At 70.1% G+C, this 20,237-nt stretch carries 13 protein-coding genes; 5 read left to right on the top strand and 8 right to left on the bottom strand.

Features of this window, described 5'->3' with window-relative positions:
- Window position 1 precedes the first annotated feature (1 nt).
- The gene (locus ABZU25_RS27820) at window positions 2-1,252 is read left to right on the top strand and encodes a DUF1501 domain-containing protein (RefSeq protein ID WP_355032315.1); all 1,251 of its coding nucleotides are present in this window, start codon (window positions 2-4) and stop codon (window positions 1,250-1,252) included.
- A 12-nt stretch (window positions 1,253-1,264) separates the two neighbouring features.
- Here ABZU25_RS27820 and ABZU25_RS27815 read toward each other — a convergent pair whose 3' ends face one another.
- From ABZU25_RS27815 to ABZU25_RS27785, 7 genes are all read right to left on the bottom strand, one after another.
- On the bottom strand, window positions 1,265-1,729 hold the full coding sequence (locus tag ABZU25_RS27815) for a hypothetical protein (protein WP_355032314.1): 465 nt from the start codon (window positions 1,727-1,729) through the stop codon (window positions 1,265-1,267).
- Entirely contained in the window at window positions 1,720-6,222 is a 4,503-nt protein-coding gene (locus ABZU25_RS27810; RefSeq protein WP_355032336.1) for an RHS repeat-associated core domain-containing protein, read from the bottom strand. The genes ABZU25_RS27815 and ABZU25_RS27810 overlap by 10 nt, the downstream gene beginning before the upstream one ends.
- A 212-nt stretch (window positions 6,223-6,434) precedes the next feature.
- Complete coding sequence (locus ABZU25_RS27805; RefSeq protein ID WP_355032313.1) at window positions 6,435-7,046, bottom strand: hypothetical protein; 612 nt, start codon at window positions 7,044-7,046, stop codon at window positions 6,435-6,437.
- Window positions 7,047-7,058: 12 nt separating this feature from the next.
- Window positions 7,059-11,543: a DUF6531 domain-containing protein gene (locus ABZU25_RS27800; RefSeq protein WP_355032335.1), complete on the bottom strand. Its 4,485-nt coding sequence runs from the start codon at window positions 11,541-11,543 to the stop codon at window positions 7,059-7,061.
- A 164-nt stretch (window positions 11,544-11,707) separates the two neighbouring features.
- Window positions 11,708-12,001, bottom strand: coding sequence for a WXG100 family type VII secretion target (locus ABZU25_RS27795; protein ID WP_355032312.1), 294 nt, complete (start codon window positions 11,999-12,001; stop codon window positions 11,708-11,710).
- A 19-nt stretch (window positions 12,002-12,020) separates the two neighbouring features.
- Window positions 12,021-12,356 carry a WXG100 family type VII secretion target gene (locus ABZU25_RS27790; RefSeq protein ID WP_355032311.1) on the bottom strand — a complete coding sequence of 112 codons (336 nt, stop codon included), beginning with the start codon at window positions 12,354-12,356 and terminating at the stop codon, window positions 12,021-12,023.
- 66 nt (window positions 12,357-12,422) lie between these two features.
- Entirely contained in the window at window positions 12,423-13,283 is an 861-nt protein-coding gene (locus ABZU25_RS27785; protein WP_355032310.1) for a hypothetical protein, read from the bottom strand.
- Between the two features lie 60 nt (window positions 13,284-13,343).
- Here ABZU25_RS27785 and ABZU25_RS27780 point away from each other — a divergent pair, with 60 nt between their 5' ends.
- From ABZU25_RS27780 to ABZU25_RS27770, 3 genes are read left to right on the top strand one after another with little or no spacing between them, the layout of a single operon-like run.
- A complete protein-coding gene (locus tag ABZU25_RS27780; protein WP_355032309.1) occupies window positions 13,344-13,637 on the top strand; it encodes a hypothetical protein in 294 nt (97 codons plus the stop codon).
- Window positions 13,638-13,646: 9 nt separating this feature from the next.
- Window positions 13,647-14,348, top strand: a complete 702-nt coding sequence (locus ABZU25_RS27775) for a hypothetical protein (protein ID WP_355032308.1) — start codon at window positions 13,647-13,649, stop codon at window positions 14,346-14,348.
- Between the two features lie 20 nt (window positions 14,349-14,368).
- Entirely contained in the window at window positions 14,369-14,728 is a 360-nt protein-coding gene (locus tag ABZU25_RS27770) for a hypothetical protein (protein ID WP_355032307.1), read from the top strand.
- 25 nt (window positions 14,729-14,753) lie between these two features.
- Here the strand turns inward: ABZU25_RS27770 and eccD are convergent, their stop codons facing one another.
- A complete protein-coding gene (gene eccD, locus ABZU25_RS27765) occupies window positions 14,754-16,076 on the bottom strand; it encodes a type VII secretion integral membrane protein EccD (protein ID WP_355032306.1) in 1,323 nt (440 codons plus the stop codon).
- 116 nt (window positions 16,077-16,192) lie between these two features.
- On the opposite strand from eccD, the gene eccCa reads away from it, so the two are divergent.
- Window positions 16,193-20,215 (top strand): type VII secretion protein EccCa, encoded by a 4,023-nt coding sequence (eccCa, locus tag ABZU25_RS27760; RefSeq protein ID WP_355032305.1) that lies wholly within the window; start codon window positions 16,193-16,195, stop codon window positions 20,213-20,215.
- Window positions 20,216-20,237 lie beyond the last annotated feature (22 nt).

Genomic DNA, 20,237 nt, shown 5'->3' with positions numbered 1-20,237 from the left:
GATGGACCGACTCACCCGACGACGATTCCTGCTCGCCTCCGGGGTGGCCGGCGGCGGTGCCCTCGCCGCCGGCGCCGGCGCGATCACCCTGTCCCGGCTGCTCGACAGCGCGGACCCGGAGCAGCGCGTCGCCCGGCGTCCGGTGGAGACCGTCGTCCTGGTCACCCTCTACGGCGGCAACGACGGGTTGAACACCGTCATCCCGTACGCCGACCCGGCCTACCGGGCCTCCCGCCCGGAGCTGGCGTACCCGGAGGAGCAGGTGCTGCGCTTGGACAGCGACAACGGTCTGCACCCGGCGATGCGCGGCCTACAGGGGCTCTGGTCGGCCGGTCGGCTCGCCGTCGTGCACGGGGTCGGCTACCCGAAACCGGACCGCAGCCACTTCCGGTCGATGGACATCTGGCAGACCGCTGCGCCGAGCGGCCCGGCCGACACCGGCTGGGTCGGGCGTTGGCTGGACGAGACGCAAGCCCCCGTCGAGGCGGCGGTCAGCTTCGAACCGGTACTGCCGCCACTGCTTGTCGGACGGCGGCGGGTCGGCGCCTGCGTCAGCTACCAGGGGTTGGAGCTGCCCGACTGGGTCGCGCCCGCCATGGTGGCGTCGCTCGGCCGAGTGCAGGCCGGCGAGTCGGCGATGCAGGCCCGGGCCGCCGCCGCGTACGCCGATCTGGTCGACATGGGCCGGTTGGTGCGGGCGGCGGTGGCACCGGCCGCCAGCCCCACCGACGCGACCCCGGTCGCCACCGCCACCGGCACCGGCGGCGGTGGCGCGCTCGGCGCGCAACTCGCGCTTGTCGCCCGCTGCGTCGAGGCGGGGGTACCCACCCGGGTGTACTCGGTCAGCCTCGGCGGTTTCGACACGCACGCCGGGGAACGGGCCGCGCAGGAGGCGCTGCTCGGCCAACTCGACGCGGCGGTGGCCGGTTTCGTGGACCGGATGGCCGGCAGCGACGCCGGCCGCCGGGTCGCGGTGGTCGTCTACAGCGAATTCGGCAGACGGGTACGCGCCAACGCCTCCGACGGCACCGACCACGGCACCGCCGGGCCGGTGCTGGTGGCCGGGGCGCGGGTGGCCGGCGGCTTCCACGGTCAACCGCCCAGCCTCACCGACCTGGACCAGGGCGACCTGAAGGCGACTACCGACTTCCGGGACGTGTTCGGGGCGGTGCTCGACACGGTGCTCGGGGCGGACCCGGAGCAGTATCTGCTCGGCTACCGGGGTGAGCCGCTGCCGCTGTTCCGTGCTTAACGCCCGGTCGCGCTACGCAGCGTCAAGGTACTCCACGACGTGCGGGATGGAGCGCTCCCCGCATACCGGGCAATTCCGTCGGAACTCGTGCTCGGCGATTCGGGGAGCCAGGTTGCCACTCAATATCGAAATAGCCGTTTCCGCCACGGCCACCCGAAGTATCGCGGCACAGTTGCGGCAGACGACGGAACGCACCTCGGCCACCAACGCACCGTGGAAGTCCTTCGCATCAACCACACCACTGATTACCCGGTCATCGACGGCGTGGAGATCCGAGCCATCGCTCCAGTGCAGCACGTAGGGCAGCGCCGGCATCGAGGGATGCACGCGCACCAGGATCCGACGAAGGCGCGGGTGGTCGATGAGCGAACGGTCCTCGAGCGGGTCGCTGTTGACAACTTCGCCGGGGATGGCCAAGGGCTCGCCCGCCGGGAAGTAGACGAATGGCGCGCCCCCGAGGTCAAGGGTCACGGCCATGGCAGCACGTCGATCATATTGCGAACCAGAACCTCAGACTCCCCGGCTCCCGGCAGAGACTGGAAGATTACTTCGCTCGGGTTGACCATCGCCTGATAGATCTGCCCGTTCGGTCCGGCAAAGTTCTTTGCCGCATCGATGTTGCTGGTGAAAGATACCATCGAGCGCTCGCCAATCTCCGCCATCTCCGTGCCGAACTCCGCATGCGCCTGCGCGTAGTTCTGCTCACTGCCCCATGCCCGGACGCCAGCCTGGTGGGCATCCTGAGACGCGCGCGCGGCGTCGTCGACAACGCCACCACTTTCCATGAATGCGCGCTGGGCCGCGTCGCTCATCACCTTTCCAGTCTCACTGACAATGTGGTTCTCCAAGGCTCGCGACGTGCCCCGATAAATGGGGATCCTACCAGCCGCCTGGTACGGCGACAGGCCAAGTGGATCAACAAATCGGAACGGGTTGACCACATACCTGTACGGGTTTGACCCAGGAGCAAGGCCGAGCGGGTCAGCACTGAGGTACCGGGCTGCGGCGGGATCGTAGTAACGGTGGTAGTTGTACGAGGCGCCGGTTTCCGGGTCGTGGATCTGGCCGGAGAAGCGCAGCGGGCAGTCGGCCCCCGTGGCGCTGACATGGATCGGGATGCCCCAGATGGTGGTCCGCTGCTGCCAGGCGACCTCGCCGTCCGGGCTGACCAACTCGGTGGGTGTGCCGACCACGTCGGTCACGATCGCGTAGAAGCGGCGGTCCACCTCGTCCTGATCGGCCAAGCCGTCGGTCTGACCGATCGGGGTGAATGTCCCCGGGGCGTACTCCCAGGTGCTGGTCGTGTCACCGTCGTCACCGTGCCGGGTCTGCTCGATCAGACGCGGGCCGTCCCAGGCGAAGTCGACCTGCTCGACCACACCACCCTCGGCGTCGAGTCGCTGTTTGGTGACCCGCCGGTCGAGCGCGTCGTACCGGTAGCGCCACCGGGCGCCGTCCGGAGTGGTCACGTCGGTCAGCCGGCCCTCGCTGTCCCAGGTGTAGCGCCAGGTGAGCGGCTTGGTCGACCGTTGCTTGACCTGTCGTAGCGTGACCCGGCCGGCGACGTCGTGCTCGTAGCGCACGTCCCCGGCCCGCCGGATGAGCGTGCCGGTGTACTCCCGCTCGCCCTGGGCCGCGCCGTCGTGATCCGCACCGGGCCAGGTGGCTCCGGCCACGTTGCCGGCGTCGTCGTAGGCGTACCGCTCGGTCCACTCGGCGGCCTGCACGGCGGTGACCCGGCCGGCCCGGTCCAACTCCAGCCGCCGCTCGCCGGTGACCTGGTCGGCGATGCCGGTCAGGTGACCGTCGGCGCGGTACTGGTAGGCCCGGTGCGCGACCAGGTCGGGCACGCCGCCGTCGACGGCGGGGCTCGCGGTGAGAATCTGGGAGAGCAGCCGGTGATTGGCGTCGAAACTCTGGGTCAGGGCGAGGCTGCCGACCGCCCGCCGGGTTTCCCGTCCGGCCGCGTCGTGGGCGAAACTGACAGTCGCTCCGCCGGTGTGTAGCGCCACCGGCCGGTGCCCGGCGTCGTACTCCCAGGCACTCTCCACCCCGGACGGGGTACGCCGCTGCGTGCGCCGGCCGAGCACGTCGTAGGACGACGTGACGGCCAGGCCGTCCCGGATCTCGGCGAGCACCCGGCCCAACGGGTCGCGCTCGAAGCGGAGCTCGACCTCGGGTGCGGTGGCGTACAGCAGCCGGCCGACCGGGTCGTACCCAAAGGTGGTGATGCCCTCGACGGTGCGCTTCTCCACGACGTTGCCCAGCTGGTCGCGGACCATCTCGATGCTCTGCCCTGCGCCGTTGGTGCGGGCCGCGACCTGGCCCGCGGCGTCGTGCGTGTACGTCTGCGTCCGGCCGTCGAAGTCGGTTTCGGTAACCAGCCGCCCGGCCGGGTCGTAGTCGTAGCGCCAGACGAGGCCCTGCGCATTCGTGACAGTGGTCAGCCGCAGCTCGGTGTCGTAGGCGAAGGCCAGCCGGGCACCGTCCGGCCCGGTACGTGCCACTGGTAGGTCGAAGTGGCCGATCTCGAACTCGGTGGTGGCCCCGGTCTGGTCGGTGTGGGCGACCAGGTTGCCTTCCGGGTCGTAGGTCCACTCCTCACTAGCCCCGTCCGGGCCACGCCGCCACGCGAGTCGCCCCTCAGCGGTCCAGCCCAGGCGGGTGGTGCCGCCGACCGGGTCGATCACCTCGGCAACTCGTCCGGCCGAGTCCCGCCGGTAGGTCGTCACCGCGCCGGTGGGCTCGGTGACCGAGCTGATCAACCCGGCCGGATCGGTCGCCACCACCAGGGCGTTGCCGAGCGCGTCGGTCACCTCGCTGAGGTGACCGACCTCGTCGTAGGCGTAGCGGGTGGCAGCGCCGGCCGGGTCGGTGATCATGGTCAGGTTGCCGCGCTCGTCGTACTCGCGCTCCCAGACCGCCCCGTCGACGTCGGTGACCACAACCGGCTGACCCACGTCGTTGTACGCGGCGGACGCCCGGCTGCCGTCCGGGCGGGTGACCTCGACCAGGTTGCCGTCGTCATCGTAGGACCAACGAATGGTCCGCCCCAGAGCATCGGTCTCGGACAGCTTCCGATCGAACCGGTCCCAGGTGAAGGCCGTGACGTTGCCCAGCGGATCGGTGACCTGTTCGGCCTGCCGTAGCTCGTTGAGCTGGTAGACGGTGGCGTGGCCGAGCGAGTCGACCACAGTGGTGACGCGGGCCTCGGTGTCGTAGCGCAGCAGCCCCGTCAGATAGCCGCCGGTGCCGGAGGTGGCGACGCAGCGGCCGTCCTCGTCATAGGTGTAGCGGTACTCGGTGCCGTTGCGATCCGCCCACCGGGTGATCCGTCCGTCGATGTCGTAGTCGAAACGCAGCGGCAGCCCGCAGGAGTTGACGACCTCGGTCAGGTCACCCGCCTCGTCGTAGCCGAAGCGGACCAACTCGGTATCGGTGTCGTCCCCGCCGAGGTCGAACCCGACGATCCGGTTCTCCTCGGTGCGCACCCGGACCCGGTAGCCACCGGAGTGCACCAGCTCGACCGGCGCGCCGCTGTCGTCGTGGCGCACGTCGACCCGGTGACCGTTGCGGTCCGTCAGCGCGACAAGCGGGAGCTGGGCCGGCAGGCTTCCGGGCACCGACCCGAAGTGCCACGTCCAGCCCTGCACCGGATTCGTGACCCGGTAGGTGCCGCCCGCCGGATCCTGCTCCAACGGCCAACGCGGCCCCTCGCTCGGCAGACGGTCGGGACGACCGTCCGCGCCGACCGGGTAGATCAGCGTCATCCCGTCGGCGGTCGCGACGTAGACCCCGGTGTCGTCGACCTCGATGCGCTGGTCGAGCGTGGAGGCCCAGGACCGGCCGAACCAGCTCCCCATCCGGTACGACGACAGGTGTGTGCGGGACAGCAGCAGCGGCAACGCACCGGGCAGCTCGACGTCGGTCTGGGTGAGCACCATGTCGCCGCAGGCGATGTCGATCGGGTCCAGCCGGGCCAACCGCTTGATCGCCTCGATCCCGTTGGCCCGCGGATTCGCCAACCCCGCACGGGCCACCGAGCCCATGTTGCGACCCCGCGCGGCGACCGAGGAGAAGGCATGCGCGATTCGGCCGCCCTTGAGCGCGCCCGCGCCGAGCCGAGCCAGCTTGCCCACCCCGGGCAGCAGATTGAGCCCGACGTCGATCAGGATCGTCTTCAGGCTGCCCTTACCGGTGGCGGCGTAGATGGACAGGTCGATCGCGGAGGCGAGCAGGGCGGCGCCGATCGCGATAGGCGCCATGATCGGGGCGAGGATCGGAATGAACGACAACAACCCCGCGACCAAAGAAACGATCTTCAACGCACTCGACAGCTGCGCCAACAACTCCTGATTGTCCCGCACGAAGTTGGTGAACTGACCCTTCAGATCCCACCACTTCGGATTCTCCTTGAACCGCAAACCCCTGGCGTCACTGACCACCCGCACGCAATCACGCACCGCCGTGGCCAACTCACCCCGCAACGCCCCCGCCTGCGCCACACACTCATCCCAGTCCCGCTGCGCCTGCGACAACGCCGCACCCGCCGCCCCGGCATCCGACCGGTAGGTGTCCGGCACCGCAGCCTGCTCCGGCGGCCGATCCGCGACCTCCTGCTCATGACGCTCATCCGCCTGCTCGGCACGGTCGGACCGCCCCCGCGCCGCCTGCAACGCCGCCCACAAACCCGGCGCACGCTGCGCCAACGGACGCATCCGATCCTGCAACGACGACAACGACCCCGCGAACGCCACCAACCCCGCCGACACCCGACCAAACGCATCACCCGTGACCCGCAAATGCCCCGGCATCTGGGCGTTCAGCCCCTCCCGGAACAAATCCCCCTCCGGCCCCACGAACTGACTCGTATCCAAACCCGTAATCTGCGCCGCCGCCTGCGACGCCGCCGAACCAAAACCCTCCCACCGCCCCGCCGACGACCGAATCGCCGACGGATCACCATCCATCTTGAACACATGCGCCGGAAACTCAGCCACCGCGACCGGACCTCCCCCGCGTCCACGCCAACCAGCCGCACTACGTGTCGAAGATAGACACACGACGAACTTTGGTGACTACTTCAGTCGCATATCTCGCACAGTCTGCGCGGCAGCCCGCACCGCCAGATCAGACGGCGACGGAAGCACGGAACAAACCGGACGCGCCCCATTGGTGTCGCTCACGCGGCGACGTGTGGGCGAACAGCCAGGCACTCGTAGCGCAGGTTGACCTGGTTGATGGCCTCCGCGTACTTGCCGTAGTAGACATCGGTGAGGACCACCATCGGGTAATGGGCGTCCGCAGCGGTGAGCGCGCTGATCGGCAGGGAGAGGTGGAACAGTTTGCGGATCTCCACCAGTGCCTTCACCCCGGGACGGTGGGTGACCAGGACGTCGATCGGCCCGGCCGCTGGCTCAATCCTGGCGTCTTCCGCCGAATTGATCGAGCGGAAGCCCTCCGCTGCCAGGACCGACAACCGACCAGCGCGCCTGCCGTCGGACGTGCCCACCGCCCCGAGATCGATGAGGACGACCTCGGGATCGGGGTCGTTCGTCGCGACGAACAGGCCGTCTCCCCCGCCGTCGCTGCCAATCAGCAGCAGGCCCGGTGCGTACTCCGGGACCTCGTACGCGAGGTTGCGGTCGGCGATCTCGTCGGGACCGTAGATGTAGACGTCGCCTTCGTCGTCCACCGGCCGCACGCCCGTCCATACATCGAGCAGGGCCTCCGGCGGCCGGACGCCCATCTGCGCCTCGACCCGTTGGGAGATCGCCTTCCGATCGTCGTCCACGAAACGCTCCCCCTAGATGGCGCCGATCTGGTTGAAATACTTGAATGCGTCCTTGATTGCCTTCTGGGCCACGTCCTGCGGTACACCGGCGTTCAACAGTTCTCGATACGATGCGCGGAACTCGTCCTGAATGCTGGTGGCGAAGCCCCCCACCCTCCGCCGCGCCGACTGGGCGGCACTGATCAGCGCGTGCGCCTCGCCGCTCGACGTACGGAGCAGGATCGCTGGCGCGGCACCGCGGGAATAGTCGAGGACCTTGTTTACGACGGCCCACTCGTTCTGAATGATGTGGTGGCTCTGCACCTGCAGGTCGGTCGCGTTGTTCTTGTTACCGGGGGCCCGGTTGACCCCGGGCGAGAGGTTGCGGTGCGGCGCGACGTCGTTGACGACGTGGCCACCCGGCCGTAGGGCGCATGGGACGAGGCCGAGCGGGTCGACGAGATCCGTGGGGTTGCTGACGTAGCCGTACGGGTCGCTGGCGCCGAGCAGGCCGATGGGATCGCTGCTGACGTATCGCGCGCTGGCCGGGTCGTAGTGCCGGTAGAGGTTGTAGTTGAGGCCGCTCTCCGGGTCGTGGAACTGGCCGGGGAAGCGCAGCGGGCAGTCTGCCCCTGCGCTGCTGACCTGGGTCGGGATGCCCCAGATGGTGGTCCGCTGTTGCCAGGCGATCGCGCCGTCCGGGGCGACCAGTTCGGTGGGTGTGCCGGTCAGGTCGGCGACGATCGCGTAGAAGCGGCGGTTCACCTCGTCCTGATCGGCAGCGCCGTCGGTCTGGCTGATCGGGGTGAACGTGCCGGGGGCGTACTCCCAGGTGCTGGTCTTGTCGCCGTCGCCGCCGCGGCGGGTCTGCTCGATCAGGCATGGGCCGTCCCAGGCGAAGTCGACCTGCTCGGCCACGGCACCGTCGGCGTCGAGGCGTTGTTTGGCGACCCGACGGCCGAGCGCGTCGTACCGGTAGCGCCAGCGAGTGCCGTCCGGCGTGGTCACGCCGGTCAGCCGGTCTTCGCTGTCCCAGGTGTAACGCCAGGTCGAGGGCTTTGTCGAACGCTCCTTGCGCTGCCGCAGTGTCATCCGACCGGCCGCGTCGTACTCGTAGCGCACGTCTCCAGCCCGGCGGACGAGGGTGCCGGTGTACTCCCGCTCGCCCCGAGCCGCGCCGGCGTCATTCGAACCGGGCCAGGTTGCGCTGGCGACGGTGCCCGCGTCGTCGTAGGCGTACCGCTCGGTCCAGTCGGCGGCCTGCACTGCGGTGATCCGGCCGGCCCGGTCCAGCTCCAGCTGGCGTTCGCCGGTGAGCTGGTCGGCGATGTCGATCGGGTAGCCGTCGGCGCGGTATCGGTAGGCCCGGTGGGCGACCAGGTCCGGGACCGCTGTCGGCCCCGCGGCGTTCGCGGTGAGGATCTGGGAGAGCAACCGGTGGTTGGCGTCCCAACTCTGGGTCAGGGCGAGAGCGCCGACCGCGCGTTGGGTCTCCCGCCCGGCCGCGTCGTGGGTGAAGCTGACCGTCGCGCCGCCGGTGTGCAGCGCGACCGGCCGGTGCCCGGCGTCGTACTCCCAGGCACTCTCCACCCCCGACGGAGTACGCCGCTGGGTCCGTCGGCCGAGCACGTCGTAGGTCGAGGTGACCACCTGACCGTCCCGGATCTCGGCCAACACCCGACCCAACGGATCCCGCTCGAACCGAAGATCAACCTCAGGGGAGCTGGCGTGCAGCAGCTCGCCGAGCGGGTCGTACCCGTAGGTCGTGACTCCCTCGGCGGTGCGCTTCTCCACGACGTTGCCCAGCAGGTCGCGGACCAGTTCGATGCCCTGCCCGGCGCCGTTGGTCCGGGCCACGACCTGGCCGGCGGCATCAAGGGTGTACGACTGGGTGCGCCCGTTGAAGTCGGTTTCGGCGACCAGCCGACCCGCCGGGTCGTAGTCGTAGCGCCAGACGAGTCCCTGCGCGTTGGTGACCGAGGTGAGCCGCAACTCGGTGTCGTAACCGAACGCCAACCGCGCGCCGTCCGGCCCGGTACGCGCCACCATGAGGTCGAAGTGCCCGATCTCGAACTCGGTCGTCGCCCCGGTCTGGTCGGTGTGGGTGACCAGGTTGCCTTCCGGGTCGTAGGTCCACTCCTCGCTCGTCCCGTCCGGGCTGCGCCGCCAGGCGGGCTGGCCTTCGGCGGTCCAGCCGAAACGGGTGATGCCGCCGACCGCATCAGTGAACTCGACGATCCGCCCAGCCCGATCGCGCCGGTAACTCGTCACCGCCCCCACCGAGTCGGTGAGCTGGCTGATCAACCCGGCCGGGTCGGTGGTCACCAGCAGGGTGTTGCCGAGGGCGTCGGTCACCTCGGTGAGGTGACCGGGGTCCTCGTAGCGGTAGTGGGTGGCCGCGCCGATCGGGTCGGTGATCACGGTCAGGTTGCCGCGCTCGTCGTACTCGCGCCGCCAGAGTGCGCCGTCGACGTCGGTGACCACGACCGGCTTACGCAGCTCGTTGTACGCGGCCGTCGCCCGGCTGCCGTCCGGGCGGGTGACCTCGACCAGGTTGCCGTCGTCATCGTAGGACCAACGAGTGATCCGCCCGAGAGCATCGGTCTCGGACAGCTTCCGATCGAACCGGTCCCAGGTGAAGGCCGTGGCATGGCCCAGCGGGTCGGTAACCCGTTGCGTTTGGCCGCGTTCGGTCAGCTCGTAGATGGTGGTGTGGCCGAGCGAGTCGCCCACCGCGGTCTTCCGCGCGGCCGGGTCGTAGTACAGCCGGGCGGACAGGTAACCGCCGGAACCGGTCGCGGCCACACAGCGGCCCTGCTCGTCGTAGGTGTAGCGGTACTCCTGCTCGTTACGGTCCAGCCAGCGGACCAACCGACCCTCGTCGTCATAGGCGAACCGCAACGCACGACCCGATGCGTTGATCACCTCGGCGAGGCGGCCGGCCTCGTCGTAGCCGAACCGCACCAGGGTCCGGGCGTCACCGGAGGGCTCCGCGTCCAGCAGGCTCAACGCCGCCACCTGACCATGCAGCGTGTCCACCGCGATCCGATACCCACCACTGTGCCGAATCTCGGTAACCACCCCGTCGGACCAGTCCAGATCAATCCGATGACCGTTACGGTCGCTGACGGCAACCAGGGGCAACACCCGAACCGGATCGCCCTCACCCGCCGGCTCGGGCAGGTCCGGCACCGCCTGGAAGTGCAGCGCCCGACCGGTCTCAGGCTGCTCGACCCGGTATCCGTCGGCGCTCAGGGTGAGCGGCCAGCGGGGGCCGGTCTCCGGCAAGGTATGGGCTTCGCCGCTCACGGGCGTCGGGTAGGTAAGGACCATCCCGTCCTCGGCGACGAAACAGACCCCCTCGTCGTCGACCTCAACACGCTGATCGAGGGTGGACGCCCAGGACGGCCCAAACCACCGGCCAACCCGGTACGACGACACATGACTACGGTTCAGCACCAGCGGCAGCAGGCCCGGCAACGCGGCGTCGGTCTGAGCGAGCACCACCTCACCGCTGGCCACGTCGATCGGATCACCCGCACACTTACGCAACCCCAGCGGAATGCTCGGACGCGGCAAACTCGGCAGCGCCGCCCGCGCCTTCGTCAACCCCCGAGCCAAAGCCGGCAACCCCCGCTTGGCCAAGGCCAGGACCGGCCTGCCGAGCGCCGCGAGCCGCCCGATAGGCACAACCGTCAACACCGTATCGATCAACAGACTGGTCAGACTGCCCTTACCCGTCGCCGCATACAGCGAGGCATCGATGAGCAGAGCCGCCGCACCAGCGGCGATCGCGATCGGCCCCATGATCGGCGCGAGGATCGGAATGAACGACAACAACCCCGCGACCAAAGAGACGATCTTCAACGCGCCCGACAGCTGCGCCAACAACTCCTGATTGTCCCGCACGAAGTTGGTGAACTGACCCTTCAGATCCCACCACTTCGGATTCTCCTTGAACCGCAAACCCTTCGCGTCACTGACCACCCGCACGCAATCACGCACCGCCGTGGCCAACTCACCCCGCAACGCCCCCGCCTGGGCCACGCACTCGTCCCAGTCCCGCTGGGCCTGCGACAACGCCGCACCCGCCGCCCCGGCATCCGAGCGGTAGGTGTCCGGCTCCGCCGCCGCAGCCTCCTGCACCGGCCGATCCGCCACCTCCTGCTCGTGACGCTCATCGGCCTGCTTCGCCCGATCGGACCGCCCCCGCGCCGCCTGCAACGCCGCCCACAAACCCGGCGCACACTGCGCCACCGGACGCATCCGATCCTGCAACGACGACAACGAACCCGCAAACGCCACCAACCCCGCCGACACCCGACCAAACGCATCACCAGTCACCCGCAAATGCCCCGGCATCTGGGCGTTCAGCCCCTCCCGGAACAGATCCGCCTCCGGACCCACGAACTGACTCGTATCCAAACCCGTGATCTGCGCCGCCGCCTGCGACGCCGCCGAACCAAAACCCTCCCACCGCCCCGCCGACGACCGAATCGCCGACGGATCACCATCCATCTTGAACAAGTGCGCCGGAAACTCAGCCATCGCGACCGGACCTCCCCGTGTCCACGCCTACGAGTCCGCAGCTCGACGCGGGCCAACCATTCGCCGGCACCACGTACCACCACGACGACGCGCCCGGACCTCGATCGACGCCCGGACGCGGCCGCACGAATGGATCAGCCCTGCAGAGTCCCCCGCACCTGGCCGCGCATCTCCTGCACGGACGTCGTGGTCTGACCGAGGGCGCCCTTCACCGAGTCGAGAATCTGCTTCACGGTGTCCGCCGCAGTGGTCCACTGCATCTGAATACCGTTGTAGATCTCCATCTCGTCGCCCTCCCAGTTGGCCTTGACCCGGGTGACGAAATTGGTCAGATCATCGAGACTTGCCTGGACCCCGTTGGCGACCGAAGCAATGTCGCCCTGAGCCGACCCGGCGGTCGACTCGTCGTAACTGAAGACGTCACCCATGATCCCCGTAACCTTCCCGTCAGCCCCGGAACTTCGCGCTGTCCCAGTTGGCCGACCCCATGGTCGACTGCAACTGGCTGGTCTGCTCCGAGTGGTAGGTGTCGTAGAGCTGTCCCGCCGAACCGACCCGGCTTGTAATGTCGGTCAATGCCTTGTTGAGATCGGCCATCGCCGTGTTCCACCGCTGGGTCAGCTGGTCCCAGCTCTGGTACGCAGAGCCCTTCCAGACCGCCGGCAGCGGCTCGATCGCGCTGATGAACGACCGCGCCTGACTGTTGAGCGCAGCGACCGAAGTGTCTAGATTTGACGAGTGTTGGTTGACCGCATTGTCGGTGATCGAAAACTTCGCACCCATCCGAAGCCCCTCCCGTGAACTCGACCCACAGTCATTCGAACATAGACACCCAACGACCTTTGTGCGCTACCTGAGTCGCATATCTCGCACAATCTGCGCGGCAAGGTCGAGAATGATCTCCTGCGTGCCGCTCGCGAGATCAGCCCAGCGCAGCGCATCGGCGGTCCGCAGCGCCGGGTCGAACGGCAGGACGAAGGTCGGAAGGTCACCGGGCGACTGCCCGGCCGCGGCAACGGCCGGCTGGGCGTCCTGGCCGACCAGCACCTGGACGCCGACCCGCTCGAACGGCTCGCGCAGCAGGGGGGCGATCCAGGACCGGGAGTCGGCAAGCAACCGGGGGCCGCGCTCGTCGTTCGGGGCCACCAGCACCACCCGGTCGGCACGGGTCAGCACCGCCGGCACGACCGGATCCCCGGTCAGCGGCGGGGTGTCGACGACCCGCACGGGGAACCAGCGGCTGAGGGTGGCCGAGACCGTGCCGTACTCGGCTGCCGTCACCGGGGGCTCGGCGTCGCCCGGGGGGCCGGCCAACAGCATCGCCCGCTCGGCCAGCGCGAGGCGCTCCCGCAGCCACCGGTGACCCACGGCCGGCCGGCGACCAGCGGTGGCGCCACGCAGGCCGAGACCGGCCAGCACCACCTCGGTGGACCCACCGGACCGGAGCGCCAGCCGGGCGTGCAGGCCCCCATCGTGGCCGGTGTCCACGGCGAGCACCCTGGTGCCCTGGTGGCGGGCCAGCGCCGACGTCACAAGTGCCGCGACGGTCGAGCGGCCGGTGCCCGAGCCCGGCCCGACCACGGCGATCACGCACGGCCGGAGCCGGGCGGAGAGGATTTCCCCCCGCTCCCGCTCGGCCCGGACCCGTGCGGTGATGCGGGGGTCGAGGGCTCGCACCATCGTCCGGCCAATCTGTCGGTACTCGGTCATCGGGGTCCCCCCGTATCGACGTGAGTTGTTAGCCTTGGTGAGCGATGACGGGGAGGCGGGATGACGTACGTTCAGTATCCTTACGCGACACTGGTGAGCCTAGGTGGAAATTTGACCACCCTTGCTGATCAGTTGGAGACGGACCATCGCGGGGTGGTCGACTGCGACGGCCTGACCGATGACCATTCCGATATCCAGGGCGCGATCTCCGATTTCCGTGACGAATGGAAGACCAGCCTGCTCGAGCTGATGAACAACATCGGCGAGTGGGGCGGGCTCTCCAGCGCGATCGGCCAGATGGTCGCCGACTTCGACACCCAGACCGCCGCCGCGCTGCGTCCGACCGAATCGTAGGGGTGCCGCGTGAGCGACGTCTCCATGCTCGATCCGCTGCCCGCGCACGACCTGAAGCTCAACCCCCATGCCCCGCACCCGGATTTCGCGTGGTTCATCGGGGTCCCCTCGGACTGGGCGATGCTCGACACCAATCCGGAGTCCTGGCAGCGCAACGCCGCCCGGATGGTCGACGACCGGTTCTTCGGGCAGCGGCTACGCGCCGCCGAGCGCCGGGCGGTTCTCCAGTTCGTCGAGCAACTCGTCGCCGACTGTCAACGTGCCGGCGCGTCGCTGAGCCTTGTGCAACTGGGCCGGATGTCCTCCGGCGCGGTGGGCAGCGCCGGGCTGCACCTGGGCTGGTTCAACTCGGCGCCCCAGCCGGCCGGCCTGGCCCTGGTCCGGCAGACGTTGCCGCGCACCGGCACGGCGGAGGAGGTCGAGACGCCGGCCGGGCCTGGGGTGCTGCACCGCGACGCCGCGTCCACGGTGCCGCCGGGCGGCCTGACCCGGGTCCGTTCGACGGTGTTGCAGCTGTTCCTGCCGTTGCCCGGCACCACCTGGACGGCAGTGCTCAGCGCCGCGACGCCACACCCCGAGATGGAGCAGGTGCTCACCGACGTGATCGTGGCGGTGGCCCAGAGCATCAAGCCAGCTGACTCGGATGACGTGGCGGCGGCCAACGAGGCCAGGCGGGACGACCAGGCCGAACGGGACGACGACCATGACTGACGATCGGGCTGGGCGCGACAGTGGCTGACGGGCGGGACCGGGTGGTGGTCGAGGCACACGCACTGCGTACCGCGACCGCCAAGGCCGCGCTGCTGCACGGGTCGCGGCGCGGCCCACGCGAGCTGCGCCGTCCCTACGCGGCGGTGATCGCGAGCCTGGTTGTCGGTGCCCTGCTGCTGGTCGCGGTCTGGGCGATCACCAGCATCGGCGGCCTGCTCGCCCAGCAGCGCCAGAAACGAGGGCTGGCCCCACCCGTCGCCACGCAGCCGGCGTCGGACGCGACGCGTCCGTTCCTCGTGCGATCGGCGGGGCCGGCGGACCTGGCCGGGCAGAGCACGGCGATCGTGCCGCGCACCGCGCCGACCGCGCTGATCGGCTGATCAGCGGATGCGGCCGGCCCCCGGCTCAGCCGGCCGCCCAGTCGAAGCCACCGAAGACCGCGATCACCAACGGCGCGAGGCTGACCACCGCGAGCACCTCGGCCAGGTCGAAGAGCTGCCGCAACCGGGCGGCACCGACGTCGTCCAGCCGGGGACGGCCGGCCCAGAGCACCGCGCCCGCCACCACCAGGACGCCGACCACGGCCAACCAGGCCCGCACCGCCTCGTCGGCGTCGGTGAGCCGGACGACGTCGAGCACCGCCACGGTGGCCGCCGTCACCGGCGGCACGAGCATGGGCAGCACCTGACCGAAGCGGGTGAAGACCCGCGACCGCAGCGCGAACACCAGCCCCAGCACCGCACCGAGCAACCCGCCGACACCGGCCGGGCCGGTCAGCAGCACGACGCAGGCGGCGGTTGCGGCCAGCGCGACGCCGACCACGGCACCGGACAGCACGCTCTGACCTCGCCGGACCGCCGCCGCGACCAGGTGCCGGCCGACCCACTGGCTCTCCTCCTGGCGGCGCAGCAGATCGACGAGGCGGGCCGAGCTGAGCGCGAGCTGCGGTGCCAGCCCCACCGCGAAGACGACCACGACAGACCCCACGGCCGCCGTCTGCTGCGGGTCGAGCCCGGCGGCGAGCAGCGCGGTGCCGAGACCGCCGAGCACCGTCACCGCGAGCCCGCCGGCGGCGACGCCGTACCATCGTTCCCCCGCCAGGACGAACAGGGCGGCACCGAGGCCGGCACCGAGGGCACCGGCGGTGAACCAGGCCGGCTCGGGCCAGTCGGCCGCTCGGGCCACCGCGATGCCGGCGACCAGCCAGGCCGGCACGGCGGCGGCGATCAGGAGCGTGCCTCCGGGCGCGCCGAGCAGGCGGCCAGCCAGCACCGTGAGTGCGGCCACCGTGAACAGCATGGCCGGGGCCGCGGTCACCGGCACCGGCATGGTGGTGAGCGCGTACGTGAGGGCCAGCACCACGACACCGGCCAGTGCCGCACTTCCCGTCATCCGGGCGGCGTCACGCCATTCGCTGCCGTCATCGTCCAGAGTGGTCTGCACCTCGTCCACCACGTCGTCGACCAACGGCGGCAGGGGCGCCTGCTCGGGTGGGGTCAGGTAGAGCGTCTCGGCGTCGATGATGCCGGCCTCGTCCAGGGAGCGGCGTGGGTCCAACCCGCCGGCGGCCACAGTGGACAGTTTCCAGCGCCCGGCGGCCTCGGGCGTGAGCGAGAGCAGCTCGCACACCTGCGGCACGAACTCCAGCACCGGTCGGGCCGCAGGCAGGCTGATATCGAGGCTTCGCCCGCCGGCCACCACTGTCACTCGGGTGAATCGGGTTGCCATGACCCTCCGTCCCCGCACGGTCGGCTCAGTGTGTCGACCGGTACTACTCTAGGCAGTCGGAGCACTACCGGTAACCCGGCCGAGGCACTGATCGGTTCGGCCCGGAAGGGGTCGCGATGACGCAGCGGGTGATCCACCGACCGGCCCGGGTCCCACCACCGGAGCCGGAGCCGACCGCGCTCGACGTGGTCTCACCACCGGCGGTGCCTGACGGCGGCGGTGGGTTCGCGGGCGTCATGCAGGTCTTCCTCCCGATCATGGGCGGGGCCGGCATGTTGCTCATGATGATGGCCAACAAAAACCCGATCATGATGATCGCCGGGCTCGGCATGCTGGTCGCCACGGTGTTCGGGGGGATCGCCGCGTACGTCACCCAACGCACCGGCGCGGCCCGCCGCTTCGCCCGACAACGGCAGCGGTACCTGGAGTATGTCGACCGGATCCGCGACCAGATCCGCGCGGACGCGGTCACCCAGCGGGCCGCGGCGCAGCACCGGCACCCCGCCCCGGAGGTGCTGCCGGACCTGCTCCGTGACCCGCACCGCCGGTGGGAGCGACGGCTGGCCGACCCGGACTTCCTGGTGCTGCGGGTCGGGCACGGGCAGGATCGCCTCTGGCGCCGGGTCACCCTCCAGGCCGACGAGAACAACCCGATGGTCGACCTGGACCCGGTCACCCTGGCCGCCGCCCGGCTGGTGGTGGACCGGGACCGACTGCTCGACGGCATGCCGGTCGCGGTGCCGGTCACCGGGGTGGTCTCGGTCGTCGGCAGCCCGGCCGCCACCCGCAACCTGGTGCGGGTGCTGGTGGCGCAGCTCGCCACCCTGCACGCCCCGGACGACGTACGCCTCGCGTGGCTGCTCGGCGGCACCGCCGGGCCGGAGTTCGACTGGCTGAAGTGGCTTCCCCACTGCCTGCACCCGAGTGAGTACGACGGGCCGGCCCCGCAGCGGCTGGTGGCCTCCGAGCCGATGGCACTGGCGGCACTGCTCACCGCGGAGCTGTCCCGGCGCGTCGGTGAGGTCAACCGGGCCCGCCGACTGGGCGACCCGCAGCACCGGTTCCGGGGCGGTCGGCTGGTCGTCGTGGTCGACCAGATCTCCGCCGGGCGGGCTGACCCGCTCGGTCACCTCGAAGCCGGTCTCGCCCCCGACGACCTGGGCATGGCGGTGGTGGTGCTTGTCGACGACCAGCAGCACGAGCCATCCCATGTGGACGTGCGGGTGCTCTGCGAGGACGATCGGGTCACAGTGCAGGACCTGCGCAAGGTCACCGACACTCGGGCGCAGGCGATCCTGGCCGAGCGCGAGCGGTTGCGCGGCGCGCCCGCCGGCACTGTCGACCAGCTCGACCTTGCGGAGATGGAGCTGCTGTCCCGGCGGGTCTCGCCGCTGCGGCTGGTGGCCGACACTGTGGACGACGCCCCGCTGGAGGCGACAGTCGATCTGCGTGGGCTGCTCGGCATCGTCGACGAGGCGAGTTACGACGTGCGTGCACTGTGGGCGCCCCGGATGCTTTCGGACTTCCTCACGGTGCCGTTCGGGGTGGGCACGGACGGCAACCCGGTGCACCTGGACATCAAGGAGGCCGCGTTGGGCGGCATGGGCCCGCACGGGCTCTGCGTCGGCGCGACCGGCTCGGGCAAGTCCGAGGTCCTGCGGACACTGGTGCTCACCCTGGCGATGACCCACCCGCCCGAGCGGCTCAGCCTGGTGCTTGTCGACTACAAGGGCGGCGCGACCTTCGCCGGGTTGGAACACCTGCCGCACACCTCGGCGATGATCTCGAACCTGTCCGACGACGCCGGCCTGGTGGACCGGCTGCACGACGCGATCCAGGGGGAGATGAAGCGCCGCCAGCAGATTCTGCTCGACGCCGGACAACTGGCCAACATCACCGAGTACAACAGGCGACGTGACGCGGGCCGGCCATTGCCGCCACTGCCCAACCTGATGGTGATCATCGACGAGTTCAGTGAGCTGCTGACCGCCAAACCGGACTTCATCGAGTTGTTCATCGCCATCGGCCGGATCGGCCGGTCGATCGGCATCCACCAGATGCTCGCCTCGCAGCGGTTGGAGGAGGGCCGACTGCGTGGGCTGGAGTCGTTCCTGTCGTACCGGCTGGGGTTGCGCACCTTCAACGAGCAGGAGAGCCGCACAGTACTGGGGGTGCCCGACGCGTACCGGCTGCCCCCGCTGCCCGGATCGGGCTACCTGAAGGTCGACACCACTGTCTTCGAGCGGTTCAAGGCGGCGTACGTCTCCGGCACGTACCGGCCGCCGGCCGGCGAGGAGGTGGTGGACGCCGCACCCGACCCGACGGTCTTCCTGATGTACAACGTGGCCCGGCACCTGCCGAAGCCGTTGACGACGGAGGAGTCGGCCGAGGCCGACGAGAGCGTCTCGGCGCCGAGCACCCTGGACGTGGTGGTCGACCGGTTGCGCGAGCACGGGCGGCAGGCGCACCGGATCTGGTTGCCGCCACTACCGGCCGCTCTGCCGCTGGACGCCGTCGTCGGCCCGCTGGAGACCGATCCGGCGTACGGCCTGGTGGCCCCGGTGGAGCGGCGCGGGCGGCTGCGGATTCCGCTCGGCCTGCTCGACCGGCCCACCGAGCAGAAACAGGAACCGTTCGTGCTGGACATCTCCGGCGCCGGTGGGCACGTCTGTGTGCTCGGCGCGCCGCAGACCGGCAAGTCGACGTTGCTGCGCAGCCTGGTGGCCGGTGCCGCGCTGACCCACACCCCGCAGGACATCGCGTTCTACTGCGTCGATGTCGGTGGCGGCGCGCTGAACGCGCTGGCCGGGCTGCCGCACGTCGGCGGCGTGGCCGGCCGGCTGGATCCGGACCGGATTCGCCGGACGGTGACCGAGGTCAGCATGCTGATGGCCGAACGGGAGGAGCTGTTCGCCGCACACGGCATCGACTCGATCGACACGATGCGGAGGATGCACCGGGAGGGCCGGCTGCCCGAGTTGGCCGCCGCCGACGTCGTGCTGGTGATCGACAACTATCCGGTGCTGAAGACGGAGTTCGAGGATCTCGCCGATCTCGTCCAGGACATCGGCTCCCGGGGGCTCGGGTACGCCGTACACCTGGTGTTGACCGCTGGTCGATGGTCGGACCTGCGGATGCAGCTCCAGGCGGTGATCGGCTCGAAGATCGAGTTCCGGTTGAACGACCCGCTGGACTCGACCATCAAGCGGCAGGCCGCCGAGAACCTACGCGCCGACACCCCGGGCCGTTGCCTGACCCAGGACGCCCTGACCGCGCACATCGCGCTGCCCCGCATCGACGGCAGCGACGACGTGACCACCCTGCCGAAGGGGCTGGACGATCTGGTGTCCCGGGTGGCGACGGCCTGGACCGGCCCGTCGGCCCCGGCCATCCGGATGCTACCCACCATGATCGGGTACGGCGAGGTGGCCACCGGGCTCCCCGCCGACGGGCGGGTCCGGCTCGGCCTGGACGAGGCGGAGCTGCGACCCACCATGCTCGACCTGTTCGGCACCGACCCGCACCTGCTCGTCTTCGGTGACTCGGCAAGCGGCAAGACCTCCCTGCTCCGCCTGCTGGTCCGGGACCTGACGGCGCAGTTCACCGACGAGGAGTTGGTCTTCGCGGTCATCGACCTGCGGCGCACCATGCTCGACGCGGTGCCTGACGACTATCTGGCCGCGTACGCCGGCACCGCCACCGCCGCCCAAGGGCTGGTGCAGGGCGTCGCCGGCGAGATTCGCAACCGGCTACCTCCGGACACCCTGACCGTCGAGCAGCTCCGCAACCGGTCGTGGTGGAAGGGACCGGAAGTCGTGGTGCTCTGCGACGACTACGACCTGCTCTCCGGTGGCGGTGCCGGTCCGTTGGCACCGTTTCTGGAGTTCCTGCCGCAGTCCAAGGACCTCGGCTTCCACCTGGTGTTGGCGCGGCGCAGCGGCGGTGCCGGCCGGGCCGTCCACGAGCCGGTGCCGCAGCGGATGAAGGAGGTCGGCTGCGCCGGCCTGCTGCTCTCCGGCGAGCGGCAGGAGGGCCAGCTCTGGCCGCAGGCCCACCTCTCGGTCCAACCACCCGGCCGGGGGCGGCTGGTGCGTCGTGGCCGTCGCACCACTCTCGTGCAGTTGGCCTACGTCGAGTAGGCGGACGCCGGTCCCCGCCCGG

Source organism: Micromonospora sp. NPDC005215 (assembly GCF_040607915.1).
Taxonomy (GTDB): Bacteria; Actinomycetota; Actinomycetes; order Mycobacteriales; family Micromonosporaceae; genus Micromonospora.
This window is presented reverse-complemented; position numbering and strand designations above follow the sequence as displayed.